The sequence below is a fragment of the Collinsella aerofaciens genome (assembly GCF_039758965.1).
Lineage (GTDB): Bacteria > Actinomycetota > Coriobacteriia > Coriobacteriales > Coriobacteriaceae > Collinsella > Collinsella aerofaciens_BR.
In genome coordinates this window covers 14,658-38,859 of sequence record NZ_JBDMSL010000024.1, presented here as the reverse complement: position 1 = coordinate 38,859, position 24,202 = coordinate 14,658, and the positions used below count along the sequence as shown (strand labels likewise).

The window sequence follows — 24,202 nt, the reverse complement described above, 5'->3', positions numbered from 1 at the left end:
GCGTGTTGGCTAAAATGGGTCGGCCGGGATTGGTCAATCTCGGCCGACTATATTTGGCTAAAATAATCCGACGCTAACAATGGCATTTAAATCGGAGCCACTTTCAGAAAAGCGGCGCTGCAAACGCATGCCAAAACTGGCAAATTATTATGAAAGGTAATCTTATGGCAAACGCAGAGGAATCAACTAAGGCCGGTCTATCGCGCTTGCAAGACGACGCAAGGCCGACTATTTGCAGCGACTCTCTCGAACTTATTTCGAATATCGCAGAGGTTGGCCTGGACGAAATTCTCCAAAACGAGTTCTTGAAGGACATCCCCGTCATCTCAAGCCTAGTGAGCATCTACAAAATCGGAAACAATATCCACAATGCGCATCTGCTGAAGAAGTATGCGTGTTTCCTCGATGAGTTCAACCGCGACTCTTTTGAAAATGGCTCATGGAACAAGTACAAGCAATACTTTGAAGAGTCAAATAGGAAGCGCGATATTGAGTACCTGCTTATCCTGCTCGAAAGATACATTGAGGAGGACAAAGCGCGGCGACTAGCAAAGATTTATGAGGCCTACCTAGATAAAGAAATTAGCTGGGACGATCTTCGTTTGTTTGCAGAGACTTTGGACAGATTTCTACCTGGAGACTACGAAATGCTTCGAGAAAAGGAAACTTTTCAGACGCTCAGAGGCAGAGATGCAGAAGTTCTTCTTCGATTAACCGGACTGGGATTGCTGATTGAGGATATCCATCGGCAGCAGTGGGACGTAGTAGATACGACGCTCATCTTCGACGATCCCGACGAAATTGAGAAAGAAGAAAGGGTTTATCGTAGGACCGAATTTGGAAACAGGATGGTATCTATACTTGGCTAGCTACTGCAGACAGCAATCTGAGCGCGCTCTTGTCGTCTTGGTTAAACTGCTCGGATCTACCAGTGATTTTTACTGCATTAGGCATTCGTAAAGGGAATCGGTTCTTCACGATTCGCATCCTTTCTAGTGCTGCCTTTATTTAATGATCGAGATATGCTCGGCGACTGCGGTGTTCTGCCCCTTAGGTTACAGACGGTTGTTTCTATTGAGCTTCCAGAGGAAATACATGGGGTTCTCTTTTGCCTTGGCTTCTCGCAAGAAATCTGCGGATTGAGATGCAACGGCCCCTATGCCGGCAGCCCCGAGGAAGGCCATGGCATCAGAAGGTGATGCGATTCCGTATTGCCCCAATGTAAAGCTCGCAATTCCGATAGCGGCTTCAATGCCTGCGGAGGTGACTAATCGGGATCGCTCGTTTTTCATCACTAAAGATATCTTGTGAAGCTCGGGCTCAATTAGGTCGTTCTTCAGGTCAGCTAATGTCGAGGTGTCGATGGGCCTTTCGCTCAGGCCTTTGGACAAGGTATCCCTAAACACAAGAAACGACTCTTCGTTTCTAATGCGGCAATCAAGGATGCTACGCAACGTTGCATTTTCAGCAATGGGGAGGGGGCAAGATAACCGGCGAATGGGTATGGTCTGATCTTTTCGAGGATAAAGGGTGGAAGTTGCGGACTCGAGGAACTCAATCTGAGCTGGACGAGTGGTTAAATACGAGCTATTCGAAAAATAGGGATTGACGAGGGCTTGAAAGCAATCGTCCAACAATGGCAGTAGGATAGTCAAGATGCCGCCTTTCTCCAGCATGTCTCTATCCAATCGCGTTTCGCCTTGGCTTGCATAGAGCGATTCGTATTCAGACGGGATTACCAGGAAATCGACATCCATCTCATCATGGGACCCATATGCATCCATTCCCTCAATCGCTACATACAGATTCCCATCTGGTGCTTGTTTTAAAGTGCACGAGGTAGAGGAACAGAATTGTCGTACGAGTTCATCCCAATAACTCGATATCAATCCTTTTGCTTTTGATTCTCTTTCGATTTGTCGCGCTAGGCAATCTTTGCAAAGAGGAATGTAATTGCTCGAAAATCCGAGTATTCCAGCTTTGACTATGTCTTCGACTCGCATGGTCAAATAGATCCCGAATGCAAGTTCATCGACTGAGACATAATCATCGTGCCCCATTTCGAATGCCGATTCTATAGGGCAATGAATCAGTGTTTTATCTGCATACAATGCTGAGAACTTTGCCAAATGGTAAATGTTTTGCTCTCGACAGGCATAGTCAGTGCAGGGGAATTTGCCTCCTTCAAGGGTGGAGTCAACAGAAAAATTGAACAGGGATTGATTTTCGATTTTTTCGATTGGGATAAGGGGTGCAAGGCCCCTAATAAAGGCGTCGAACCTCCTTTGCCCCAGTTCTTCTAGGTACGCAATTATTTCGGCAAGAGAGCTGTTCTTGAATGCGGCTAGATAAGAATAAAGGTCATCGTATGCATGAGTCGCCATTTCGCTCACCTACACTTTCGGAAAGAGTTTTGCGTCGTTATTTCCGAGGCGTCGTTGGGCTCGCAATCGACTCTAGTGTGCAGCTGCTTCTCGACGTACTCCCTCATGTTCTGCCTCCACATGTAACTAATTGATTTGCTATGTGCCATTATGAATGGTATATAGCAAATCAATTAGTTACATTTAATGGAGCATTGCGAGCGTGGCGCGCGCAAAGAAGAGTCGTTGTATGGAGGCTTCCGGCAACGGCCTTTTGTACGTCCGTGACTGTTGGGTGCTATCGCGGATGACGTCATTGTTGCCTGCACTCTCGATCCAAGGATGTAATTACGGAAGTGCGGGGAAAATCGAGAACCTTCGAGCACAACGCGATTTTTAGCACCAAAACCGCAGTTCGCGGAAGCGAAAACTGGGGCCTGGTTAGCATTTCTTCGATTTTCCCCGCACTTCCGAATTTGACCCCTTGCCGCACCTTGATCACGTCTTCAAGTGGCTGGTTCATCGCTAATGGAGTTTTCTGCGGTGCTTGAATTGCGGTGTTGTGATTAGGGCAAAAGGCTCTTGGCTCCGGGGAGGCTCATCGCACGAAAATTCAAGTTGCTGCTGAAGTAGGGCTTGCTTCGGCAGCGCTAACAATAAGGGCGGCTCTGCTAGTCTCGGGAGACCGCGGCATTCGGCGGGCCTGCCGAATGCCGCGATCAGTAGCGGTCAGTAGCGGTCAGTATATTCTTCGGAGCCGTTTCTCTGGGCTTCGGCGGACTTGCCAACTCGCGCTTGGGCACTACTCAGTAGATTACTCAGCAGTGCCCAGTAGATTACTCAGTAGTGCCCAGCAGGGGGAGGGCAGCAAACGCAATGGGCCTGTTTCCCGGCTAGGACCTGCAGCCTCAAACTTCGCTTGGCATCCTGTAGAACTGGTGCGGGTCTTTCGGGCTTTTCCCTACCCATTCCAACAGGCCTCGCCCGGCAAGGTCTTTCAGAGTCTTCGAGGCCGTTTTCCTACCGACATTGGACTCCCGCGCGAGGTCGGAGGTCGTGATTTTCCCCTGAGCGGCGGCAATTGCCATCGCTGCTCGTTCGCGCTCGCTGAGGAGCGGTCGGTTGTCGGCCGCGGTTCTCCTGAAGGCCGCTTTCTGTAACCCAGGACGCTCGAAGACGACGACGGTGCTGTTGACGGTCTGCTCGAAGCGGAACCTCACGCCGGCTGCCTCGCAGGCCTCCTTGATGCGCGGTATGCCCGTGCCGTACTGCTCGATGACGCCGGCGCGGAACAGGGTGCGCGCGATCGCGGGGTTTCGGAGGCCGAACTCGCTCGCGGTACCGTCTAGGTGCTCTTGCGGCGAGTCGCCCTCGGGGAACAGGCCCGGGCTCACGATCTGGACGGTGTCCATGAACACGTTGACCTCGACGGCGGTGCCGGTGGTGTAGTCGCGGTGGCACAGCGCGTTGGCAACCGCCTCGCGGATGGCCTCGGCCGGGATCTCGGGGATCTCCTTGCGGTACATGCCCGTCTCGCCGATGACGAACTCGCGCCTGATGTTCGACGTCACGAAGTACTCGGCGAAGTCGAGCAGCTTGAGCATGGTGCCGCACTCGCGGCGCAGGTCGAGGATCTTGGCCTTGGTGTTGCCGCCCAGAAGCCCCAGCTTCATCCTGGGGTAGGTGTCGGATCCCTCGCAGAACAGCTCCACCGCGGCGTTTCTTAGGCTGCCGTCGGGCGCGACGAGGTCGAGCCTTGCCAAGGTGTCCTCCACGCCGGCGAACCCGCCGCCCACGCGTCCGGCCCTGCCGCCGCGCGCGACGAAGTCACGCACCGCCTGCTCGTCGGCGTCGGAGACGGGCCTGCCGGACGGCAGCGAGTCCCACGGGCTACGGGCGCGCTCACGCTTGACGACCATGGCGCTCAGCTCCGAGGCCGACAGCGCTTTGTTCGAAGTCCCCACGCGGGTGAAGTAGCGTCCGTCGGCGGAGTAGGGGGCGTCGGCACCTGAGAAGGCAATTTTGATGTATCGCAGCCCATCATCGGCGTCGAGGCACTCGACCGTCGGGAACACCGCGGGCTCGATCTTGTCGGACACCCACGACGTCACCTGGCGCAGCGTTGCGTCGCTGACATCCTGGCCGATGACATCGCCGTTGTCCTTCACGCCGAAGTAGAGCTCGCCGCGGCCGTGCTTGTTCAGCATGGCGCTGATGGCTTGCAGTGCTTCTTTATGCTCGCCAGTGGACTTCTTGAACTCGACGGTCTCGCTCTCGCTGCCCAGGTTCATCCGCGCTGCCTTTCCCGTTCGTTGCTTGTCTCGTTGGATTATACCGTGGTCACCATGGGCGAAAACGTGGAAGCGCGCTTGCTTGCCTCTACCATGTTCTCATGCGCCTTAATGCCCTTTGTGAAGAATCGTCCCATTGGGAAACGGGTCCCTATGGAACGATTTTGGTATCAGGCATAGGGGGGCGCTATCGTGGATGTCGTCACCATTGCCTGCGCCCTCGATCCAGAGATGTAATTACAGAAGTGCGGGGAAAAATCGAAAACCTTCGAGCACAACGCGGTTTTTTTGTATCAAAACCGCAGGTCGCGGAAGCCTAAAACGGGGGTCTGGTCAGCATTCCTTTGGTTTTCCCCGCACTTCCGAATTTGGCCTCTCGCCACATCCCGATTACGTCTTAAAGTGGCGCAAAAAGCCGTGTGCTCTGCTTGATTTTGCTCAGGAATTATGCCTGAGGGGTAGTGGATTCGCCTTTCTCCGCCGTGCAGCGGCACGTGTAGGGCTCTCTGGCTCAGGCGCGAGTCGCTTCCCGTCTGAAAAAGTTCTTAAAACAGCTTTAAAGTTGCCTTTGGCCTACATTGACAGCGTACAATACGCATGTTTACCATGGCAAAAGCTAAATTTGGGGAGGGGGAGCGCACGGTGGAAGTGCTGGTTGTTGGCAATACCGCGTATGTCGATGACGACTTTTGTGCCAAGGCGTTTCCCGGTGACCATGTTCAGGTCGTGGCGGCCAACGAGGCGCGCCGCGACGGGTCGTCGCTCCATGCGTCTTGGAAAGAGCTGCTGCAGCACCTGGACCAGGCTTACGAATTCGACCGTGTGGTCTACCTCTCTACCTATCTCACGCCGCATACCGAGGCCGTTGGCGACATCGAGCTGCTGCGCTCCGTCTTTCGAGCTTGCATGGGTCGCCAGATTCAGCTGCTGTTTGTGACTGGTCCCATGGGAGCGGACGGTGCGGTGGACGTTGCGGGGCAAAACGGCAAGGGCATCATTGCCCGTGCGGCCAACGACCTGTGCCGCTACTATGCGGTCCGCGACGGCATTCAGGCCAAGATCTTGCGCGTGCCGTATCTGTACACCGCCTCGCCCACGCTGGAAGACCCGATTTTGACCCCGCTGTTCGAGGCGTGCTCGCAAGGCTCTGCTGTCATGAGGGCTGGGGCGGACTCACCGCTCGGTGCCCTCTGCGCCGAGGAGCTGGCCGTTCTGGTGCGTCGCATCTTCGACAGCTGGGATGCCACATTCGAGGAACTCGAGGTTCCGGATAGCTTTGCCCACACCGTGGGAGACCTGGGCGAGGCGCTCAAGGGCTTGTTCCCGGGGCTCGACATTACCTACGACGGGGACGCCGTCGTCTCCATTGCTCCGAGCGATACCGTCCGCACGCGCTACGGGTGGTTCCAGCGCTATGACGTGCTGCGCGATCTTTCGACCATACACGCCCGCTGGGAGCAGACCCTCGCGGGCAAGCGCCATCCGCTGCGTGCCGCCATCGACCGCATGCGCGGGCGGACACTGCCCATCAAATGCCTGGAGACCGCGCTGGCCTGGGTGCTCTTTGAGGGCCTTGAGCTGGTGTTTTCGCAGTCTGCTCAGCTTAACGTGCTCGACTACCGCCTGCTGTACGTGGTACTGATCGGCACGCTGTATGGCTTGGACTTTGGCTTGGTCGCGGCACTGCTGGCGTCGGTGGGTTTGGCCGCGAGCTACTTTACTCAGTACGGCTATACCTTCCAGGGTCTGTTCTACGAGCCGTCCAACTGGCTGCCGTTTATTGCGTACTTTGTGGTGGGCGCCGTGTGCGGCTATGTGCAGCTGCGCAACAGCGAAGCTATTAGGGCGGAGCGCGATCAAAACGACCTCGTGCGCAACCGTAATACGTTTCTTACGCAGCTCTACCACGACGCGATCGAGGACAAGCGCGCGTACAGGCGCCAGATCGTGGGCCGCCACGACAGCTTTGGCAAGATCTTTGCCGTGACGCAGGAGCTCGACGTGCTCAACCCACGCGACATCTATCGCAAGTGCTGCGAGCTTCTGGGCGAGATCCTCGAGAACGATTCGGTTGCGATCTACCATGTTTCTGGCGGGGCATTTGCACGCCTGGTGGCAGCAAGTCCCGCGATTGCCGAAGATGCCGCACGCTCGCTCACGCTTGAGCAGCTTGCACCTCTTTTGGGCGACGGGGGTCGTTCGAACCTGTGGGTGAACCGCGAGCTGACGCCGGGGCTTCCCATGTTTGGATACACGATCGAGCGCGACGGGGCACCCGCCGTGTTGATCTTTGTGCGTAGTGCGGCCGAAAACCAAATGACCCTCTATTATCAAAACCTGTTCCGCATCTTGTGCGGGTTGGTCGAAAGCGCGCTGGGTCGTGCCTTTGACTATGAGGCGGTGGCGCAGGATAAACGCTGCGTTGACGGCACTTGCGTGCTCAAGCAGGCCGCCTTTGGCCAAGAGCTCGCTGCGGAGCAGGCGCTGGCAGATAGCAAGATGGGGAGTTTTTTGCTCCTGCGCGTGGTACCGGGCATGGAGCCTGTCGGCGAGCTGGTGGGCGCAATTGGGTCGGCAATCCGCGAGAGCGACGCGGCGGGCTTGGTCGACGGCGACGTGCTCTACCTGCTTATGCGCCAGGCAAAGGCGTGCGATCTGCCCATTATCCGCGAGCGCCTGAGCGCAAAGCAGATTGCGGTGGAGCCCGTCGACGGCGAGGACATTGTGGCGCTGCTGCAGCACATCGCTTATACCGGTGACGGTGAGGGGGGTGTCGCTTGATCTCGCTTGTCGTTGCTGCCGTCTTGCTGCTGATTCATGCGCTGGTTTGCCTGATGCTGTGGACGCTCATGAAGCTGGGCCTGCTGCCGGTGCGCGGACACATGCTGGCTGTGATAGTGCTGGTGCCGCTGTGGGGCCCGTTGCTGGTGGTTCTGCTATCGCTCCGCAGCGCGGTGTTTGGCGAGGGGCTGAAAGAGTCTGCGCTGGAGTCGCTGCGCTTTAACGACGACCTGCATCGCAGCATCCTGGTGCACGACCGTGACGCCGATGCGGGCGTGGTCCCGCTCGAGGAGGCGCTTATCGTCAACGACCCGGCATACCGGCGCCACCTAATGCTCTCCATGCTCACCGAGGAGCCCGGCGCGTACCTGGCGCAGCTGCAGACGGCTAAGCTTAACGACGACGTTGAGGTGGCGCACTATGCCGCGACGGCGGTGGCGCAGATCTCCAAGGAGTCCGACCTTAAGCTGCAGCAGCTGGAGCGTGCCTTTAAGACGGACCCGAGCGCGCAAAACCTCAACGAATACTGCGATTTTCTTGGTGAATACTTGGGCTCGGGCTTGGCCGAGGGGCGCGTGGCTCAGATTCAGCGCCAACAGTACGCGCGCCTGCTTGCGCGTCGCTGCGAGCGCGAGGACGCCCTTGAGCTGCGCATTCGATACGCGACGACGCTGGCCGATGTTGGACAGATCGACGAGGCGCAGGCCGTGACCGACCAGCTGGTGCTCGACGTGCCCGAGGAGCAGGAGGTTTGGATGCTTTGCCTGCGCCTGGCCGTGATGCGCCGCGACGGTGACGAAGTCCACCGTGTGATCGATGCGATTGACAAGCAACATGTGTATTTGAGCGCCGACAACCGCGAAAAGTTGGCGTTTTGGCGCGACGGGGAGGAGGCCAGATGAGCGTGGTGCAACATATCCGCGACCGTGCAGGGCGCTTTCGTTGGATGGGACTCCTCGTGGTGTGGGCGGTCTTTATTGCCATGGCCGCCGTGCTGCTGGTGGAGCGTGCCGGCGTGCAGTACAGTGCGGGCCAGCATAAGCTGGGGATGCTTGCCGCCAACGATGCGGTGCCGGCCTCCTCGGCAATCTTTGGCTATAAGCCCACGTGCCTGGTCATTACCGACTCGGACCAAGATAGCGTCGACGACGTTAAAGACCAGTTCGACCAGATTTTGCTGGACATGAAGATCGCCCATCGCGATGTTGATATTGCCATCGACGGTGCGGACGCGATCCCATCGCTCACGTCGTTTGATCGCGTGATTGTGCTTATGCCCTCGCTTGACGGACTGGGTGCGCATCTGACCGATCTGATGAGTTGGGTGAGTGCGGGCGGCTCACTCATGCTGGGCATGACGCCAGATAACTCGAACTGCCTGCAGGCTATTGCTTCTAAGCTTGGGATCGAATCGGCCGGATATGACTATGCGACAGCCGAAAGTATCGTTCCGAGCGAGGACTTTATGCTGGGCGGAGGAGAGCGCTACGAGTTCTCAGACCCCTTCGATTCTTCGCTTTCGGTTTCATTGCGCGAAACGGCGCACGTCTGGGCAAGGACCGGTGACGCGGGCACGCCGCTCATTTGGTCTAACGATTGCGGCAGTGGTCACACCGTGGTGTGCAACATTGGCATTTACGACAAGGTCATGCGTGGGTTCTATGCTTCGGCCATAAGCTTGCTGGGTGATGCCACTGCCTATCCGGTCATCAACAGCGCCGTGTTCTATTTGGACGACTTTCCTAGCCCCGTGCCCTCGGGCGACGGTACTTATATCAAGCGTGACTACGGCCTTTCCATTGCGGATTTTTACACCAAGGTCTGGTGGCCCGATCTGCAAAAGCTCGCGCAAAAATACGGCATTCGCTATACCGGCGTGATGATCGAAAACTACGAGGACGCGGTCAACCAGACCGAGCCCACGCGCCAACCCGATACCACGCAGTTCCGCTATTTTGGCGGCATGCTGCTGCAGATGGGCGGAGAGCTGGGCTTTCACGGCTACAACCATCAACCGCTCGCGCTCTGGGACACCGACTATGGTACGTTGTACGTCTACAAGACGTGGAAAAACAAGGAAACGCTCGTCGCTTCGCTCAACGAACTTATCGCGTTTCAGGACGAGGTCCTGTCCAACGCTCATGGCTCGGTTTACGTGCCGCCGTCGAATATCCTTTCGGCCCGCGCGCGCAAGCTTATCGGTACCGATGTTCCGCGCATTAAGACCATCGCCAGTACGTACTTTGAGGACGGCACCGACTTGCCGTACGTACAGGAGTTTGGCGTGGCGAGCGATGGCATTGTGGAGCAGCCACGTATTGTTTCGGGCGGCATGGTCGACGATTCCTATATGCGCCTGGCAGCCGTGTCCGAGCTCAACATGCACTACGTGAGCACGCACTTTATGCACCCGGACGACCTGCTCGATCCCGATCGCGGCGCCAAGGAGGGCTGGGAAGTCTACAAGGGCGGCCTGACCGACTACCTGGACTGGCTTACCAAGTCTGCGCCCAACCTGCGCCGCCAGACCGGCTCGGATTGCTCGGGCGCCATTCAGCGCTTTTCGTCGGTTACGGTGAGCTTGGATACCAGTGCGGATGCCTGGACGCTCAGCCTGGGCAATTTCCACGACGAGGCTTGGCTCATGTTCCGTACCAATAATGGCGAGCCGGGTGCGGTGACGGGTGGCGAACTGACGCACCTTACGGGCAATCTGTATCTGCTCAAGGCAAATGATAAGACCCTGACGATCGAGCGCAAGGAGGGTGGCGACAAATGAGAATCTGCTTGGTACTCGAGGGTTGCTACCCCTATGTGCACGGCGGCGTATCTACCTGGATGCATGGCTATATCCAGGCCATGCCCGAGCACGAGTTTGTGCTGTGGGTGATTGGCGCGCATGCTGCCGACCGCGGTAAATTTGTCTACGAGCTGCCCAGCAACGTGGTCGAGGTGCACGAGGTGTTCCTGGACGATGCCCTGCGGCTTTCGGGCGAGCAACATGAAGCCAGTTTTAACGACCGCGAGCGCGAGGCGCTACGCCGCCTGGTGTCGCTCTCCAATCCGGACTGGGACGTGTTATTTGATATCTTCCACCGCCGTCGCGTGCATCCGCTCTCGTTTTTGCAGAGCCGCACGTTTATGGATATCTTTCGCGACGTGTGCCTGGCCGAGTATCCCTATACGCCCTTTGCCGATGCATTCCACACCATGCGCTCCATGTTGCTGCCCGTGCTCTACCTGTTGGGCAGCGAGGTACCGGTGGCCGATGTGTACCATGCCATCTCGACCGGCTACGGTGGCCTGCTCGCCTGCCTGGGCTCAAGCGTTTCCCATGCGCCGGTGCTGCTGACCGAGCATGGCATCTATACCCGCGAGCGCGAGGAAGAGATCATTCGCGCCGATTGGGTGGTGCCGTCGTTTAAGGACCGCTGGATTCGTTTTTTCTACCTGCTTTCGGAGGAGATCTACCGCCGCGCCTTCCGCGTGACCAGTTTGTTCCATAACGCTCGCAAGACGCAGATCGATATGGGTTGCGATGCAGACAAATGCCTGGTTATCCCCAACGGCATTCAGTTCGACCGCTTTAAGGACATTCTCTTAAAGCCCGATGATGGCTGGGTGGACATTGGCGCGGTGGTGCGCCTGGCGCCCATCAAGGACGTCAAGACTATGATCTATGCCTTCTTTGAGTTGCACGAGCGACTGCCCAAGGTGCGCCTGCACATCATGGGCGGCGTGGACGACGAAGAGTACGGCGCCGAGTGCCACGCGCTGGTCGATACCCTGGGCGTGCGCGACCTGATCTTTACCGGTCGCGTCAACGTGGTCGAGTACATGGAAAAGCTCGACTTTACCATTTTGACGAGCATCTCCGAGGGCCAGCCGCTTAGCGTGCTGGAGTCGCTTGCAGCGCGTCGTCCCTGCGTGACGACCGAGGTGGGCTGCTGCCGTGAGCTGCTCGAAGGCGCCCCGGGCGACGACTTTGGCGTGGCGGGTTTTGTGACGCCGCCCATGTATCGCAAGGGCCTGGCCGATGCCATGGAGCGCATGTGCGTGAGCCGCGCCCGTCGCATTGAGATGGGGGAGCGCGGGCAGCGTCGCGTTGCCACGTACTTCTTGCACGAGCAGATGCTCGCCAACTATCGCGCGCTGTACGACGAGACGGCGCGTGCGTTTAACCTGTCCAGAGAGGGGGAGTAGCCGGTGGCCGGAATTGGTTTTGAGCTCAAGCGCCTGTTTAGGCGCAAAGGCCTGTTTGCCACGATGCGCGCTTACGGCTACGCCGGCATTGTGTGCACGGGTCCCATGCTGTTGGGCGTGCTGCTCCAGGTGGGTATCTTGGTGCTGTGCGGTCTGTGGGGTGTGGGCCGTGCCAACCAGGATCTGCTGGTGTGCATGGTGACCTACACACTGCTGGCCTCACTTTTGCTCACGAGCTTTTTCTCCATGCCTGTCACGCGCTTTTTGGCTGATATGTTGTTTGCCGAGCGCGAGGATGAGATACTGCCTTCGTTTTGGGGCTCTAACGCCATCATGCTCGTTGCGGGCACGGTGCTCTACGGCGTCTTTTTGCTGTTCTCGGGCGCCACGCTGCTGCAGGGGCTGCTGTGCCTGTGGCTGTTCAACATTATGATCGTCAACTGGAACGGCATGAGTTACCTCACGGCCATCAAGGATTACCGCGGCATCCTTTGCAGCTTTGCGGCCGCCATTGGCGTGGCGTGCCTGTGCGCCCTGGCCGCGCTGGCGCTGGGACTGCCGCCGGTCGAGGGCCTGTTGGCGTCAATTGCTCTGGGCTACGGCGTCATGCTCGCCTGGGACGTGGTGCTGCTGTACCGGTATTTTCCTCAGAGCGACCGCAGCCCCTGGCCCTTTTTGCAGTGGCTCGATCAGTTTATGCCGCTGGCGCTCACGGGTCTGTTAACCAATCTGGGACTCTTTGCGCACCTGGTGATTATTTGGGCTGGTCCCATTGGCGTGCGGGTCAAGGGCTTGTTTTATGGTGCGCCCTACTACGATGTGCCGGCGCTCATCGCGTTTTTGACGATCCTGGTCACGACCGTCAACTTTGTGGTCTCGGTCGAGGTCAACTTCTATCCGCGCTACCGCGACTACTATAGCCTGTTCAATGACGGCGGCGTGGTAGGCGACATTGTGGTGGCCGAGGAGGAGATGCTCTCCACGCTTAACAGCGAGCTGCGCTTTTGTGCGCTCAAGCAGCTGTTTGTGACCGCGGCGGTCATTTCGCTCGAGACCACGGTGCTGTCGGCCCTACCGTTGGGCTTTAACAACCTTATGCACGGGTATTTTCGCACGCTGTGCGTGGGCTATGGCCTGTATGCCGTGGGTAATACGGTGATGCTCATCTTGCTGTACTTTACCGACTATAAGGGGGCCGTGCTGGCTTCGGGCCTGTTTGCCGGTGTGGCCGGGCTGGCGACTGCCGTGTCGTTGCTTTTGCCGCAGCAATTTTACGGCTTTGGCTTTTTGTTGGGTGCGGCGGTGTTTTTTATCGTGGCGCTGCTGCGGCTCGATACCTATACCGCCAACTTGCCGTATCGTATCCTGAGCCAGCAGCCCATTGTGGCGACCGACAAGACGGGCTGGTTTACCGAACTTGGCCGGGTGCTCGACCGTGTTGAGCAATGCTACGAGGACAAGCGCGCGGGCGGTGAGCCGCGCAGTGCGTTTGAACGTATGGTGGTTCGCCTGTATCAAAAACATTGGGGAGGTTCTGATGATCGATAAGTTGATGTCTCGCCGCTGCCTGATCGAGGCGGCTGCCGGCGCGCTGTTGCTTTCGGGCTGTTCGTCTCAGGACGAATCCTCGACTAAAAAGGTCAAAAAGCAGGACAAGATTAAAAAGGCCGAGGCCTCCGACCAGTCCAAGCACCTGCGCGACAAGGACGAGCTCTACGAGGTCTACGATGACTCGGGTATTGTGACCATGTACTTGACGGTCTCACGCGGCAACAGCTCCGAGAACACCGACCACAGCTGGGCCGAGATCAACACGTACTCGGTGTATGACTATGCCGACATGGGCGTGACGCGCTATCAGGTTATGGGCCTGCTGCAGCCGGGCGACGAAGACGGCCCGGTGGCCGGTGAGGTTGGCTATGGCGATGAAGCGCCCAATGCCACCGTGCAGGTGCGCGGTCAGACATCGAGCAATAACTCACAAAAGAATTACAAGGTGGAACTCAAAAAGGGCAAGGGTACCTGGCGCCAACAGCGCGCGATTGCGCTCAACAAGCACATGGGCGAGGGTATGCGTTTTCGCAACAAGATGGCCTACGACCTTATCCGTGGGATTCCCCAGATGATGGGCCTGCGCACGCAGTTTGTGCATCTGTGGGTGTGCGACCAGACCGAAAAGTCCAACGACACCTTTGAGGACTACGGCCTGTTTACGCAGGTGGAGCAGCTCAACAAGACGGCGCTTAAGGCACATGGCCTGGATAAGAGCGGACACCTGTATAAGGTGAACAGCTTCGATTTCCATCGCTACGAGGATACCATTAAGCTCGCCGACGATCCCGACTACAACCAGGCTAAATTCGAGGGCATGCTCGAGATTAAGGGCGATTCGGACCACACCAAGCTCATCGAGATGCTCGATGCGCTCAACGACGAATCGCAAAAGATCGATGACGTGCTCGACACCCACTTTGATTCTGAGAATCTGGTTTATTGGCTGGCGTTTCAGATTCTGACGGGCAACTGCGATACGCAGAACCGTAACTGCTATCTGTACAGTCCTCTCAACTCAAATACCTGGTACTTTTTAGATTGGGATAACGACGGCATGCTGCGTAAGCTGGAGCTTTCTCTTACCGGGTTTTCGGACTATGCGAGCTGGGAGCGCGGTGCAAGCAACTACTGGGGCAACGTGCTGTTTAACCGCGCGTTGCGCAGCAAGTCGTTCCGCAGCGAACTCGACCGTGCCGTCAAGGACTTGCGCTCGTATTTGACCGAGACTCGTCTGACCAAGATGATCAAGCACTACCGCGATGTGACTGAATCCCTGGTCTTTGCTTCGCCCGATATCGATAACCTGCCCGTGACCAAGGACCAATACGAGCAGATCGCCGCGGCGATTCCCTCCGAGATCGAGGAGAACTACAAGAGCTTTCGCGAGAGTTTTAAAAAGCCCATGCCGTTCTACATCGGCGTGCCGCAGATCGATAACGGTAAGCTGCGTATTAACTGGGATGCGTCCTACGACTTTGAAGCGCGCGACATTCGCTACACCGTAGAGCTTGCGCGCGACTATGCCATTGGCGATGTGGTCTTTAAGGCCGAGGACGTGCTGCTTCCCGAGGTGACCTGCGATGCGCCCGATACCGGCCAGTATTTTGTGCGCGTGCGTGCCACCAACTCCGACGGCTATACGCAAGACGCGTTTGACTACTATGTGACCGACGACGGCAAGCACTACGGCATGAAGTGTTTTTACGTGCAAGGCGGCGGTAAGGTCGTGGAGGACACGTATGAGGAGGGCTAGCGCGCTACTTGAGCGCTTGGCGACTCCGCCTGTGCGTACCACGCAGGAGCGTTACCGCCACGAGCTCAAATATCTCATTAACGAGGGCGAGCACGCCGCGCTTGCCTGTCGCATGGCGCCGGTGTTTAAGCTGGACAAGCATGCGCGCTCGGGCGGTTACACCATTCGCAGCCTGTACTTTGACGACTACTGCAACTCGGCCTACGAGGAAAAAGACGCCGGTATTCTCATGCGCAAAAAGTATCGCGTGCGCATCTATAACGGCAGCGACAAGGTGATTAAGCTCGAGCGCAAAAAGAAGTACGGTAGCTGGATTTACAAGGAGGATGCGCCACTTACGCGCGGCGAGTTTGAGCAGATTCTGGCTGGCGACTACGACTTTTTGCTGAGGAGCCCCTATCCGCTCTGTCGCGAGTTCTACATCGAGTGCATCTGCAACATGATGCGCCCGAGGACCATCGTGGACTACGAGCGCGAGCCGTGGGTGATGGATGAGGGCACTGTGCGCATTACGTTTGACATGAACGTGCGTGCCGCGGTGGGAAGCTTCGATATCTTTGACGCGACGCTGCCCGCGCTGCCGGTCCTGGAGCCCGGCAAGCTGGTGATGGAGGTCAAGTTTACGGAGTTTTGCCCGCAGCTGGTGCGCGATATGGTGCCGCCGGGCGCAGCCGAGCTTACGGCGGTCTCCAAGTACTGCCTGTGCTACGACAAGACCGCCTACCTTCGCGGATTTAACTACTGGGAATCGGATTTTGGGAACCGAGGGGATATTTAGACCATGAGCACCAGGGACTTTTTTAAGAACTCCGTTTTGGAGGCGTTTGGCCAGGTCGACCCTGCCAAGATCGGCCTTTCGCTGCTCGTGGCGCTCGCCATGGGCATCCTGATCTATTACGTGTACAAGCGCTTTTTTACCGGCGTGGTGTATTCGCGCAGCTTTGCCGTGACGCTCGTGGGCATGTGCGTGCTCACCTGCATGGTCACGCTCGCGATCTCGACGAACGTGGTCATCTCGCTTGGTATGGTCGGTGCTCTGTCTATTGTCCGCTATCGTACGGCGGTCAAGGACCCGCTCGACCTGCTGTATCTGTTTTGGGCTATTACCACGGGCATTACGGCCGGCGCCGGCATGTATGCGCTCGTGGGGCTCACGGCGGTGGTGATCGTGGTGATGATCGCCGGCTTTGCGAGCCACCAGGACAAGGCGCGCGTTTACATGATGGTCATCCACTACACGGGTCAGACCACTGGCGACGATATCGTGCGTGCATTTGGGCGCACCAAGTTCACCGTCAAGTCTAAGACCATGCGCGGCGACAAGGTCGAGATGGCCGTCGAGGTGTTCTCTGACGGTGTGGATATGCCCTATGCCGACGCCATCCGCGCGCTCGACGGCGTGGAGGACCTGACGCTCATCCAGTACAACGGCGAATATCACGGCTAACTATGTTCCGGCGTTTTAACAAACGCCGGACCGCTCGACGCTGCGCGGGCATCTGCCGGGCGATCTGCCGCTCAAACCGTCGCTCGCGTACATAAAGTACGCTTCGCTCCTCTTTCGCGGCACCTCGCCACGGCAGCTGACCGCTCGCTGACGTTTGCTCGACCTGGGTGGGCCGATTTGGTTCGCATGCCGTCTTCACGGGTATTATGGTGAAAGCGATTTCAATGACAGGGGTGCTCGTGGTTAAGATGAAAGATGTGGCCGAGCTGGCCGGCGTTTCGAGCGCCGCCGTCTCGCGCTACCTCAACGGTGGATATATCTCGGCGGACAAGGCCGAGCGCATTAAGCAGGCAATCGAGCTGACCGGATACGTGCGATCCAGCCAGGCTCGCGCGCTGCGCACCGGTTCCACCAAGCTCATCGGCGTCATCGTACCTAAGATCAACTCGGAATCCGTGAGCCGCATTACCGCCGGCATTGGTCAGGTGCTCGGTCGCCGTGGCTACCAGATGCTGCTTGCCAACACCGACAACGCGGCCGATCGTGAGCTCGAATACCTCGATTTATTCCAAAACCACCCGGTTGACGGCATTGTTCTGGTGGCAACTATGATCACCGACGAGCACCGTCGCGCGATTGAGTCGTGCCGTGTGCCCATTGTGTTGATCGGCCAACATGTCGAGGGCGCGGCGTGCGTCTATCACGACGATTACGAGGCTGCCTTTGAGCTCGGCCGTGCGCTTGCGGGTCGGGTGGATGGCAAGATCGCCTACATCGGAGTTACCGAAGAGGACCGCGCGGCCGGTTATGACCGCCGTCGCGGTTTTGAGGCCGGCTTGCGCGCCGCGGGTAACCCGCTCGATGCCGCCTTGATTCGCCTGGGCTCGTTTACGCTCGACTCGGGCTATCGCGCTGCGCGCGAGCTGCTTGCCGATGCCCCCGATGTTTCGTTTATCGCGTGCGCGACCGACACTATGGCTGCCGGCGCCCTGCGCGCTCTTGACGAGGTGTGTGGCATGGGCGAGGGCGTGCGTCGCGTGAGCGGCTTCGGCGACAACGCATTTTTGCGCGCGCTGACGGGCGGCATTCCCACCGTGCATTATGGCTACCTGACCAGTGGCGTTGAGGCGACCAATATGTTGCTCGATGCGCTCGATGGCGAGGAGGGGGAGAGCGGCCTGCGGACGCTCAAACTTGGGCATCAGCTCATGAATGTCTAGTCCTTGGACGCTTCTGCCTGCCTTTGAGTCCCCAGTTTTTGTCTCAAAACTACCATTCGCCGGCTTTTTTCTACCGTTCACCCTACTGTGAAAACGATTACAGACATATGAAACTGAAAACGATTACAGTGTAAGTGTCAAAGATGGCCGGGTGCAGATGCGCCCGTTGGAGGAAAGGGAAGTCATGGACTACCGCAAATCAGCCCAAGAGGCGCTCGACAACATCGGTGGCGCCGGCAACGTTGTTTCGGCCGCACACTGCGCCACGCGTCTGCGCCTGGTGATTGCCGATAACGCCAAGGTCGACAAGGAAGCCCTCGAGAATATCGACGGCGCCAAGGGCGTCTTTGAGGCCCAGGGCCAGCTGCAGATTATTTTTGGCACCGGCACCGTCAACAAGGTCTACGACGAGTTCATTGCGCTCAGCGGCGTCGAGGCTGCCACCAAGGCCGAGGTCAAGGAGGCCGCGGCGCAGCAGCAGAACATCTTTATGCGTGCCATTAAGGTGCTCGGCGACGTCTTCGTCCCCATCATCCCCGCCATCGTGGCTTCGGGCCTGCTGCTGGGCATCATGAGCGCCCTCAACTTTATGGCCTCCAACGGCTTTATCGCGCTCGACACCAATAACTTTATCTACAAGATCGCCGACCTGGTCTCGGGAACGTCTTTTGGCATTCTGCAGATCCTGATCGGTTACTCCGCCGCTAAGGCCTTTGGCGCCAACCCGTATCTTGGTGCCGTCGTAGGCGGTGCGTTCATCAACTCCTCGCTGCAGAGCGCCTACACGGTTGCCTCCGAGGGCGTGCAGACCATGGTCACCGTCATTCCCGGCGTCTACAGCTTTGAGTGGGTCGGTTATCAGGGCCATGTGATCCCCATCGTTATCGCCTGCGCCATTCTGGCCTTCCTCGAGAAGCGCCTGCACAAGATCGTTCCCGAGATGTTCGACCTCTTTGTGACCCCGCTCGTCTCGGTGTTCGTGACCGTGCTCGTGACGCTCGTTGCCGTCGGCCCCATCTTTGTCTGGGCCGAGAACGCCATCCTCGGTCTGATCCAGGCCCTGCTGACCCTGCCCTTCGGCATCGGTTCCTTTATCGTCGGCCTGTTCTATGCCCCCACGGTCGTTACCGGTATCCACCAGATGTACACCGCCATCGACCTGGGCCAGCTCGCCCAGTACGGCGTGACCTATTGGCTGCCCATCGCCAGCGCTGCCAATATCGCCCAGGGTGGCGCCGCGCTCGCCGTTGCCTTTAAGACCCGCGATGCCAAGATCAAGGGCCTGGCGCTCCCTTCGGCCCTGTCCGCCTTCATGGGCATTACCGAGCCTGCCATCTTTGGTGTGAACCTGCGCTTCTTTAAGCCCTTCATCGCCGGCTGCATCGGCGGCGGCTGCGGTGCCCTGGTCTGCGCGCTCACCTCGCTTGCTGCTTCCGGCACCGGCGTTACCGGTATCTTCGGTATCCTGCTGTGCCTGTCCCAGCCCGTGCAGTACGCGATCATGTTTGCGGTCGCCGCGCTGGTTTCCTTTGGCGTCTCGTTTGTCCTGTACAAGGACGAGCCCAAGGCTTCCGAGCAGGCCTAAGAGCTTTTGATTGAGGGGTGCCCGCGGGTTGTATGCTTGCGGGCGTTTCCCGTATCTGGTGCCGATCTCTGGCGCCTTGTTACTTTCGATCCGTTAGGACTTTGATATGTCTAATGCACTTGGTCGCGACCTTTCAAAGCTGGTTGCTGCTGTTGACGCTGCCGCCTCTGAGTGCGGTCATGGCGCGTATGGCCAGCACTTCCATATTATGCCGCCGGCGGGTTGGCTCAACGACCCCAACGGTCTTTGCCAGGCAGATGGCGTATTTCACGCGTACTTCCAGTATGCTCCGTTTGATGTGAACGGCGGCGTCAAGATGTGGGGCCATGTCACAAGCCGCGACCTTATGAACTGGGAATATGTTGGCGCCCCATTGCTGCCCGACGAGCCGTTCGATTGCCATGGCGTGTATTCGGGCTCCGCGCTTGCCGAGGACGGTCGCATTCGCGTGCTGTACACGGGAAACGTTAAGCTCTCCGATGCGGACAGCACGTACGACTACGTCAATACCGGCCGCCGCGCCGATACTGTTTATGTCGAGAGCGTTGATGGCCTTGCCGGTCGGGCGTTCAGCCAAAAGCGCGTGGTGCTGGCGTCGGAGGATTATCCTGAGGATCTGACGTGCCACGTGCGTGACCCCAAGGCGTGGCGTGACGCGGACGGGCGTTATCACATGGTGCTGGGCGCGCGTCGTCGCGTGGATGGGCCGCATGTTGAGAGTCGTTTTTGCGCGATGCACGGCGAGGGCGCCGGGCGCGATGCAGGCGAGATCCTGGTGTATGGCTCGCCCGATATGCTGAGCTGGGAGCTCGAGAGCCGCGTGTCTACGCCCGAGCGTTTTGGCTTTATGTGGGAGTGCCCGGGATACCTTGAGCTTGAGGCCGATGACGGCGTACCGGCGAAGTGGCTGTCCTTCTCGCCCCAGGGGCTCGAGGGCGGTCGTTGGGACCGCGGCAATGTGTATGCCGCTGGCTACATGTCTGTATCGGGCGACATTACGGGTGGCAAGGACGCTTATGAGCTGGGCGAGTTCCGCCTGTGGGACGCCGGTTTTGACTTCTATGCTCCGCAGGAGTTCACGGCCGAGGACGGTCGCCACATTCTGATCGGCTGGATGGGCATGCCCGATGAGCCGACCTATGGCAACGCACCCACCGTGGCGTGCGGCTGGCAGCACTGCATGACGGTGCCGCGCGAGCTTATGGCCGGCGACGACGGCGTGGTGCTGCAGCAGCCGGCGCGCGAGATCGAGCGCCATTATGCCTCAGCGCGTGTGGGTGAGGGCTCGTTGGAGGTTGCCGGCGATACCTGCTTTGACGTTGTTGTTGACGGTGTCGACGGCACGTTTGCTGCGACCGTTGATGGCGAGCTGAAGCTGTCGTTTGTGGCCACCGAGGCCGAACTGCCCTCGCGCTTTGAGATGCGATTTACCGATGAGGGTCGCGCTTCTGCCGGCTGCGGTCGTACCGTGCGTTGGGAGCCCGTCGACGAGGTTCGTAACGTGCGCATTGTTGGCGATGTCTCGTCGGTCGAGGTGTTTGTGAACGATGGCGCACTCGTGTTCTCGACGCGCATCTATCCCGAGGCCTATGGCGTGACCGTTGACGCTCCGGGTGCGAGCGTGAACTATCACTCGCTCAACATCTAGGCGATTCGTCGCATATCGGCGCTATACTGCAGCCGTTGCCCACGATGCGGGGAACACCCGCATCGTGGGTTTTTGTTTATGAAGGGACGGTGCCGCGTGGACGTGCAACAGCTAGAAGAGGCTTGGGCTTTGAGGGCCGGCGCGCGTGAGGCGCAGTTGCTTGCGGTCCCGCATGTGCCGGCATGGCTGTCGCAGCTGGGGATTGTGCGTCCCGGTGACCGCCTGGTGGCCTTTGCGGACGACTTTGTCGATGCGTTTGCGAGCGGCTTTGATTGCTGCGATGTCGCGCTGGTGGGCTCGTCGTCCGCCGAGGCGTTTGCCGCTGCGTCCGAGGGCTTTGATGCTTCGTTTGATGCCGAGGGGCCGCACCTGTGGTGGTTCGTCAACTCCATCGGCGGGTTTGGTCTGCGTGTGCCCGATCTGCGTGCGCTGGGTCGGGCGGCGCGTGAGGCCCATGCGCTGCTGGTTGTTGACAACACCGTGGCGTCGGCTTTTGGCTGCGATCCGCTGCGGCTGGGTGCCGTGCTGTCGCTCGAGGCGCTCGACCGCGTGTGCGCTGGCAAGGCTCCGCGCAAGTTGGTTGCCGTATCGGTCGCGCGCTCGCAGCTCAAGCGCCATCGTGTGGATGCTGCTGCCGAGTGCGCGCATGCCCTGCTTGAGGGCTGTGGCTTGGCCAAGCTTGATATGCCTGCTGACGAGGCCGGTGTGCTGGAACGCGGGCTGGACTCGCTCGATGTCCGCATGCAGGCGCATTTCGATCGCGCCCGTGCGCTGGCCGAGTATCTGGCCGCCAACGAGATGGTGCGCAACGTACGCTATCCCGGGCTGAGCTCGCATCCCGACCATGCTGTTGCAACGGGAATCCTCGAGCACGGCTTTGGCCCGGCAGTTGAATTTGATCTTATCGAGCGTAGTGCGGGCGAGCTGTTCGATGCTTTGTCCGGGGAGTTTCGCACATCGCCCGCCGGCGGCGCAACGACGCGCCTTTCGGCTCCACGCGGCAAGCAGGGGAGCACCGTCCGCCTCTTCGCCGGCACCGACGACCCCTTGATCGTGGCCGCCACCCTAGATAACGCCCTCCGCAAGTAGCTACTTTTTAGTGATGCTGGCGATGAGGTCGTTTGCTTTGGTGGCAATGACGTTGTTGATGTCGGCCTGTAGCTCCTCGTAGACCGCTATGGCTCGCTCGCCGGCGGGGGTGAGGGTGGATCCGCGGGCTCCGTCGCGCTCGATGAGTTTGCATCCCAGCTGCCCTTCGGCCTCGTTCACAATGCGCCAGGCCTTGGAATACGCCATGCCCATGCTTTTAGCGGCTCGGTTGAGCGAGTGTTCGCGGGCGATACCTTGCAGCAGCAAGACGCAGCCGTGGCCGAACACGCCCGGCAAATCCTTGTCGCACGCTTGAATGACCAACTTTGCCGTCGTCTTGTACTCCATACGCTCCACGTCTCCCCGCTAAAGTGTTTGCTGGGCAAACGCAAAGCCTGCGTCAAACCCTCGTGTGCTCTTCTTAAATCATGCATTGTAGCAGTCAAAGTGCGTTAAGATACTTCCCCAGTATTGGGCGCCCAAGGTTGGGCTGGGTCCTACGAGGCCTGCAGCCGACCGGTCGCATGGAAAAAGGAGAAACATGGCTACGTTCTTTCCCGGTGAGTCCCACACGTTTTCGGAGTATCTGCTGGTCCCTGGTTACTCGTCCTCGCAGTGCATCCCCAACAACGTCTCTCTTAAGACGCCGCTGACCCGCTTTAAGCGCGGTGAGAAGCCGGCAATCACCCTGAACATCCCCATGGTTTCCGCCATCATGCAGTCCGTCTCGGGCGTCGACATGGGTGTCGCGCTCGCTACTGAGGGCGGCCTGTCCTTCATTTACGGTTCCCAGAGCGCCGAGTCCGAGGCCGCCATGGTCAAGGCCGTCAAGGATCACAAGGCTGGTTTCGTTCAGTCCGATTCCACGCTGACCCCTGACATGACCATGGAGCAGGTCATTGAGCTCAAGGAGAAGACCGGTCACTCTACTATGCCGGTTACCGACGACGGCACCCCCAAGGGTAAGCTCCTGGGCATCGTCACCAGCCGTGACTATCGCCCCAGCCGCGATGACCACCAGACGAAGGTCTCCGAGTTCATGACCCCGCGTGAGCAGCTCATCGTGGGCGACAAGAACATCAGCCTTAAGGTTGCCAATGACGTCATCTGGGACAACAAACTCAACGCCCTGCCCATCGTCGACGATAACGATCACCTCATGGGCATTGTGTTCCGCAAGGACTACGACAGTCACAAGACCAACCCCAACGAGCTGCTCGATAACGACAAGCGCTACATGGTCGGCGCCGGTATCAACACCCGCGACTATGCCGAGCGCGTGCCGCTGCTCATCGAGGCCGGTGCCGACGTTCTGTGCATCGACTCCTCCGAGGGCTTCAGCGAGTGGCAGAAGCGCACCATCGAGTGGATTCGCGCCAACTACGGCGAGGACGTCAAGGTCGGTGCCGGTAACGTCGTCGACGCCGAGGGCTTCCGCTTCCTGGCCGACTGCGGTGCCGACTTCATCAAGGTCGGTATCGGCGGCGGTTCCATCTGCATTACCCGCGAGACCAAGGGTATCGGTCGTGGCCAGGCCACCGCGTTGATCGACGTCTGCCGCGCCCGTGACGAGTACTACGAGGAGACCGGTGTTTACGTGCCCGTGTGCTCCGATGGCGGTATCGTCTACGACTACCACATGACGCTCGCCCTGGCCATGGGTGCAGACTTTATGATGCTGGGCCGCTATTTCGCCCGCTTTGACGAGAGCCCGACCGAGCGCGTCAACGTCAACGGCCAGTACATGAAGGAGTACTGGGGCGAGGGTTCTGCGCGTGCCCGCAACTGGCAGCGTTACGATCTGGGCGGCGCCGCGAAGCTCAGCTTCGTCGAGGGCGTCGACTCCTACGTTCCCTACGCCGGTTCCCTCAAGGACGGTGTGGGCGGAACGCTCTACAAGGTCAAGTCCACGATGTGCAACTGCGGTGCCCTCTCGATCCCCGAGCTCCAGGAAAAGGCACGCCTGACCCTGGTAAGCTCCACCTCCATCGTCGAAGGCGGCGCCCACGACGTTGTCGTGAAAGACTCCCAGCAGAGCGTTTCCTACCGCTAAGCGGCTTTCCCAAGCACCGCACCTTGCCGTTCAAACCGTCGCTCGCGTACCAAAGTACGCGTCGCTCCTCTTTCACGGCAATCTGCGGCACTTGGAAAACCCGATCATGTTTGGGCGGGTAACAATTAGCGGTTGATTCACAACCACGTTATTTAGATAAAGCGAGATGCCTGCAAGTCGCAGGCATCTCGCTTGTTGTATTTGCTATCATCATG

Annotated in this window: 17 protein-coding genes; 14 read left to right on the top strand and 3 right to left on the bottom strand. The window is 58.6% G+C overall.

The features are described from left to right. The first annotated feature begins 164 nt into the window (after positions 1 to 164). Entirely contained in the window at positions 165 to 869 is a 705-nt protein-coding gene (locus ABHU32_RS08375; RefSeq protein WP_117774270.1) for a hypothetical protein, read from the top strand. A 186-nt stretch (positions 870 to 1,055) separates the two neighbouring features. On the opposite strand, the gene ABHU32_RS08370 is transcribed toward ABHU32_RS08375, so the two are convergent. Further along, complete coding sequence (locus tag ABHU32_RS08370) at positions 1,056 to 2,393, bottom strand: hypothetical protein (protein ID WP_171025300.1); 1,338 nt, start codon at positions 2,391 to 2,393, stop codon at positions 1,056 to 1,058. An 878-nt stretch (positions 2,394 to 3,271) separates the two neighbouring features. Beyond that, a complete protein-coding gene (locus ABHU32_RS08365; RefSeq protein WP_117774272.1) occupies positions 3,272 to 4,654 on the bottom strand; it encodes an RNA/DNA-binding domain-containing protein in 1,383 nt (460 codons plus the stop codon). Positions 4,655 to 5,260: 606 nt separating this feature from the next. Between ABHU32_RS08365 and ABHU32_RS08360 the strand changes: the two genes are divergently transcribed. The 12 genes from ABHU32_RS08360 (at position 5,261) to ABHU32_RS08305 (ending at position 21,934) form a co-directional block, all read left to right on the top strand. Then, entirely contained in the window at positions 5,261 to 7,435 is a 2,175-nt protein-coding gene (locus tag ABHU32_RS08360; protein ID WP_346979622.1) for a DUF4118 domain-containing protein, read from the top strand. Beyond that, a complete protein-coding gene (locus ABHU32_RS08355; protein WP_346979621.1) occupies positions 7,432 to 8,337 on the top strand; it encodes a hypothetical protein in 906 nt (301 codons plus the stop codon). Before ABHU32_RS08360 ends, ABHU32_RS08355 begins: the two co-directional genes overlap by 4 nt. After that, positions 8,334 to 10,214 (top strand): DUF2194 domain-containing protein, encoded by a 1,881-nt coding sequence (locus tag ABHU32_RS08350; protein WP_346979620.1) that lies wholly within the window; start codon positions 8,334 to 8,336, stop codon positions 10,212 to 10,214. The genes ABHU32_RS08355 and ABHU32_RS08350 overlap by 4 nt, the downstream gene beginning before the upstream one ends. Then, positions 10,211 to 11,638 (top strand): GT4 family glycosyltransferase PelF, encoded by a 1,428-nt coding sequence (gene pelF / locus ABHU32_RS08345; RefSeq protein ID WP_346979619.1) that lies wholly within the window; start codon positions 10,211 to 10,213, stop codon positions 11,636 to 11,638. Before ABHU32_RS08350 ends, pelF begins: the two co-directional genes overlap by 4 nt. A 3-nt stretch (positions 11,639 to 11,641) precedes the next feature. Beyond that, the gene (pelG, locus tag ABHU32_RS08340) at positions 11,642 to 13,186 is read left to right on the top strand and encodes an exopolysaccharide Pel transporter PelG (RefSeq protein ID WP_346979618.1); all 1,545 of its coding nucleotides are present in this window, start codon (positions 11,642 to 11,644) and stop codon (positions 13,184 to 13,186) included. Then, positions 13,176 to 14,945 (top strand): CotH kinase family protein, encoded by a 1,770-nt coding sequence (locus tag ABHU32_RS08335; RefSeq protein ID WP_346979617.1) that lies wholly within the window; start codon positions 13,176 to 13,178, stop codon positions 14,943 to 14,945. Before pelG ends, ABHU32_RS08335 begins: the two co-directional genes overlap by 11 nt. Beyond that, entirely contained in the window at positions 14,932 to 15,723 is a 792-nt protein-coding gene (locus ABHU32_RS08330) for a polyphosphate polymerase domain-containing protein (RefSeq protein ID WP_346979616.1), read from the top strand. Before ABHU32_RS08335 ends, ABHU32_RS08330 begins: the two co-directional genes overlap by 14 nt. 3 nt (positions 15,724 to 15,726) lie before the next feature. Beyond that, positions 15,727 to 16,392 carry a DUF4956 domain-containing protein gene (locus tag ABHU32_RS08325; protein ID WP_089571688.1) on the top strand — a complete coding sequence of 222 codons (666 nt, stop codon included), beginning with the start codon at positions 15,727 to 15,729 and terminating at the stop codon, positions 16,390 to 16,392. A gap of 248 nt (positions 16,393 to 16,640) precedes the next feature. After that, on the top strand, positions 16,641 to 17,612 hold the full coding sequence (locus tag ABHU32_RS08320; protein ID WP_346979623.1) for a LacI family DNA-binding transcriptional regulator: 972 nt from the start codon (positions 16,641 to 16,643) through the stop codon (positions 17,610 to 17,612). A gap of 184 nt (positions 17,613 to 17,796) precedes the next feature. After that, positions 17,797 to 19,197, top strand: a complete 1,401-nt coding sequence (locus tag ABHU32_RS08315) for a PTS transporter subunit EIIC (protein WP_346979615.1) — start codon at positions 17,797 to 17,799, stop codon at positions 19,195 to 19,197. Between the two features lie 106 nt (positions 19,198 to 19,303). After that, positions 19,304 to 20,845 (top strand): glycoside hydrolase family 32 protein, encoded by a 1,542-nt coding sequence (locus tag ABHU32_RS08310; RefSeq protein WP_346979614.1) that lies wholly within the window; start codon positions 19,304 to 19,306, stop codon positions 20,843 to 20,845. 96 nt (positions 20,846 to 20,941) lie between these two features. Then, positions 20,942 to 21,934 carry a PLP-dependent transferase gene (locus ABHU32_RS08305; RefSeq protein ID WP_346979613.1) on the top strand — a complete coding sequence of 331 codons (993 nt, stop codon included), beginning with the start codon at positions 20,942 to 20,944 and terminating at the stop codon, positions 21,932 to 21,934. Here the strand turns inward: ABHU32_RS08305 and ABHU32_RS08300 are convergent, their stop codons facing one another. After that, positions 21,935 to 22,282 (bottom strand): winged helix-turn-helix domain-containing protein, encoded by a 348-nt coding sequence (locus ABHU32_RS08300; protein ID WP_148332840.1) that lies wholly within the window; start codon positions 22,280 to 22,282, stop codon positions 21,935 to 21,937. Between the two features lie 193 nt (positions 22,283 to 22,475). Between ABHU32_RS08300 and ABHU32_RS08295 the strand changes: the two genes are divergently transcribed. After that, complete coding sequence (locus ABHU32_RS08295; RefSeq protein ID WP_006234046.1) at positions 22,476 to 23,987, top strand: IMP dehydrogenase; 1,512 nt, start codon at positions 22,476 to 22,478, stop codon at positions 23,985 to 23,987. Positions 23,988 to 24,202 lie beyond the last annotated feature (215 nt).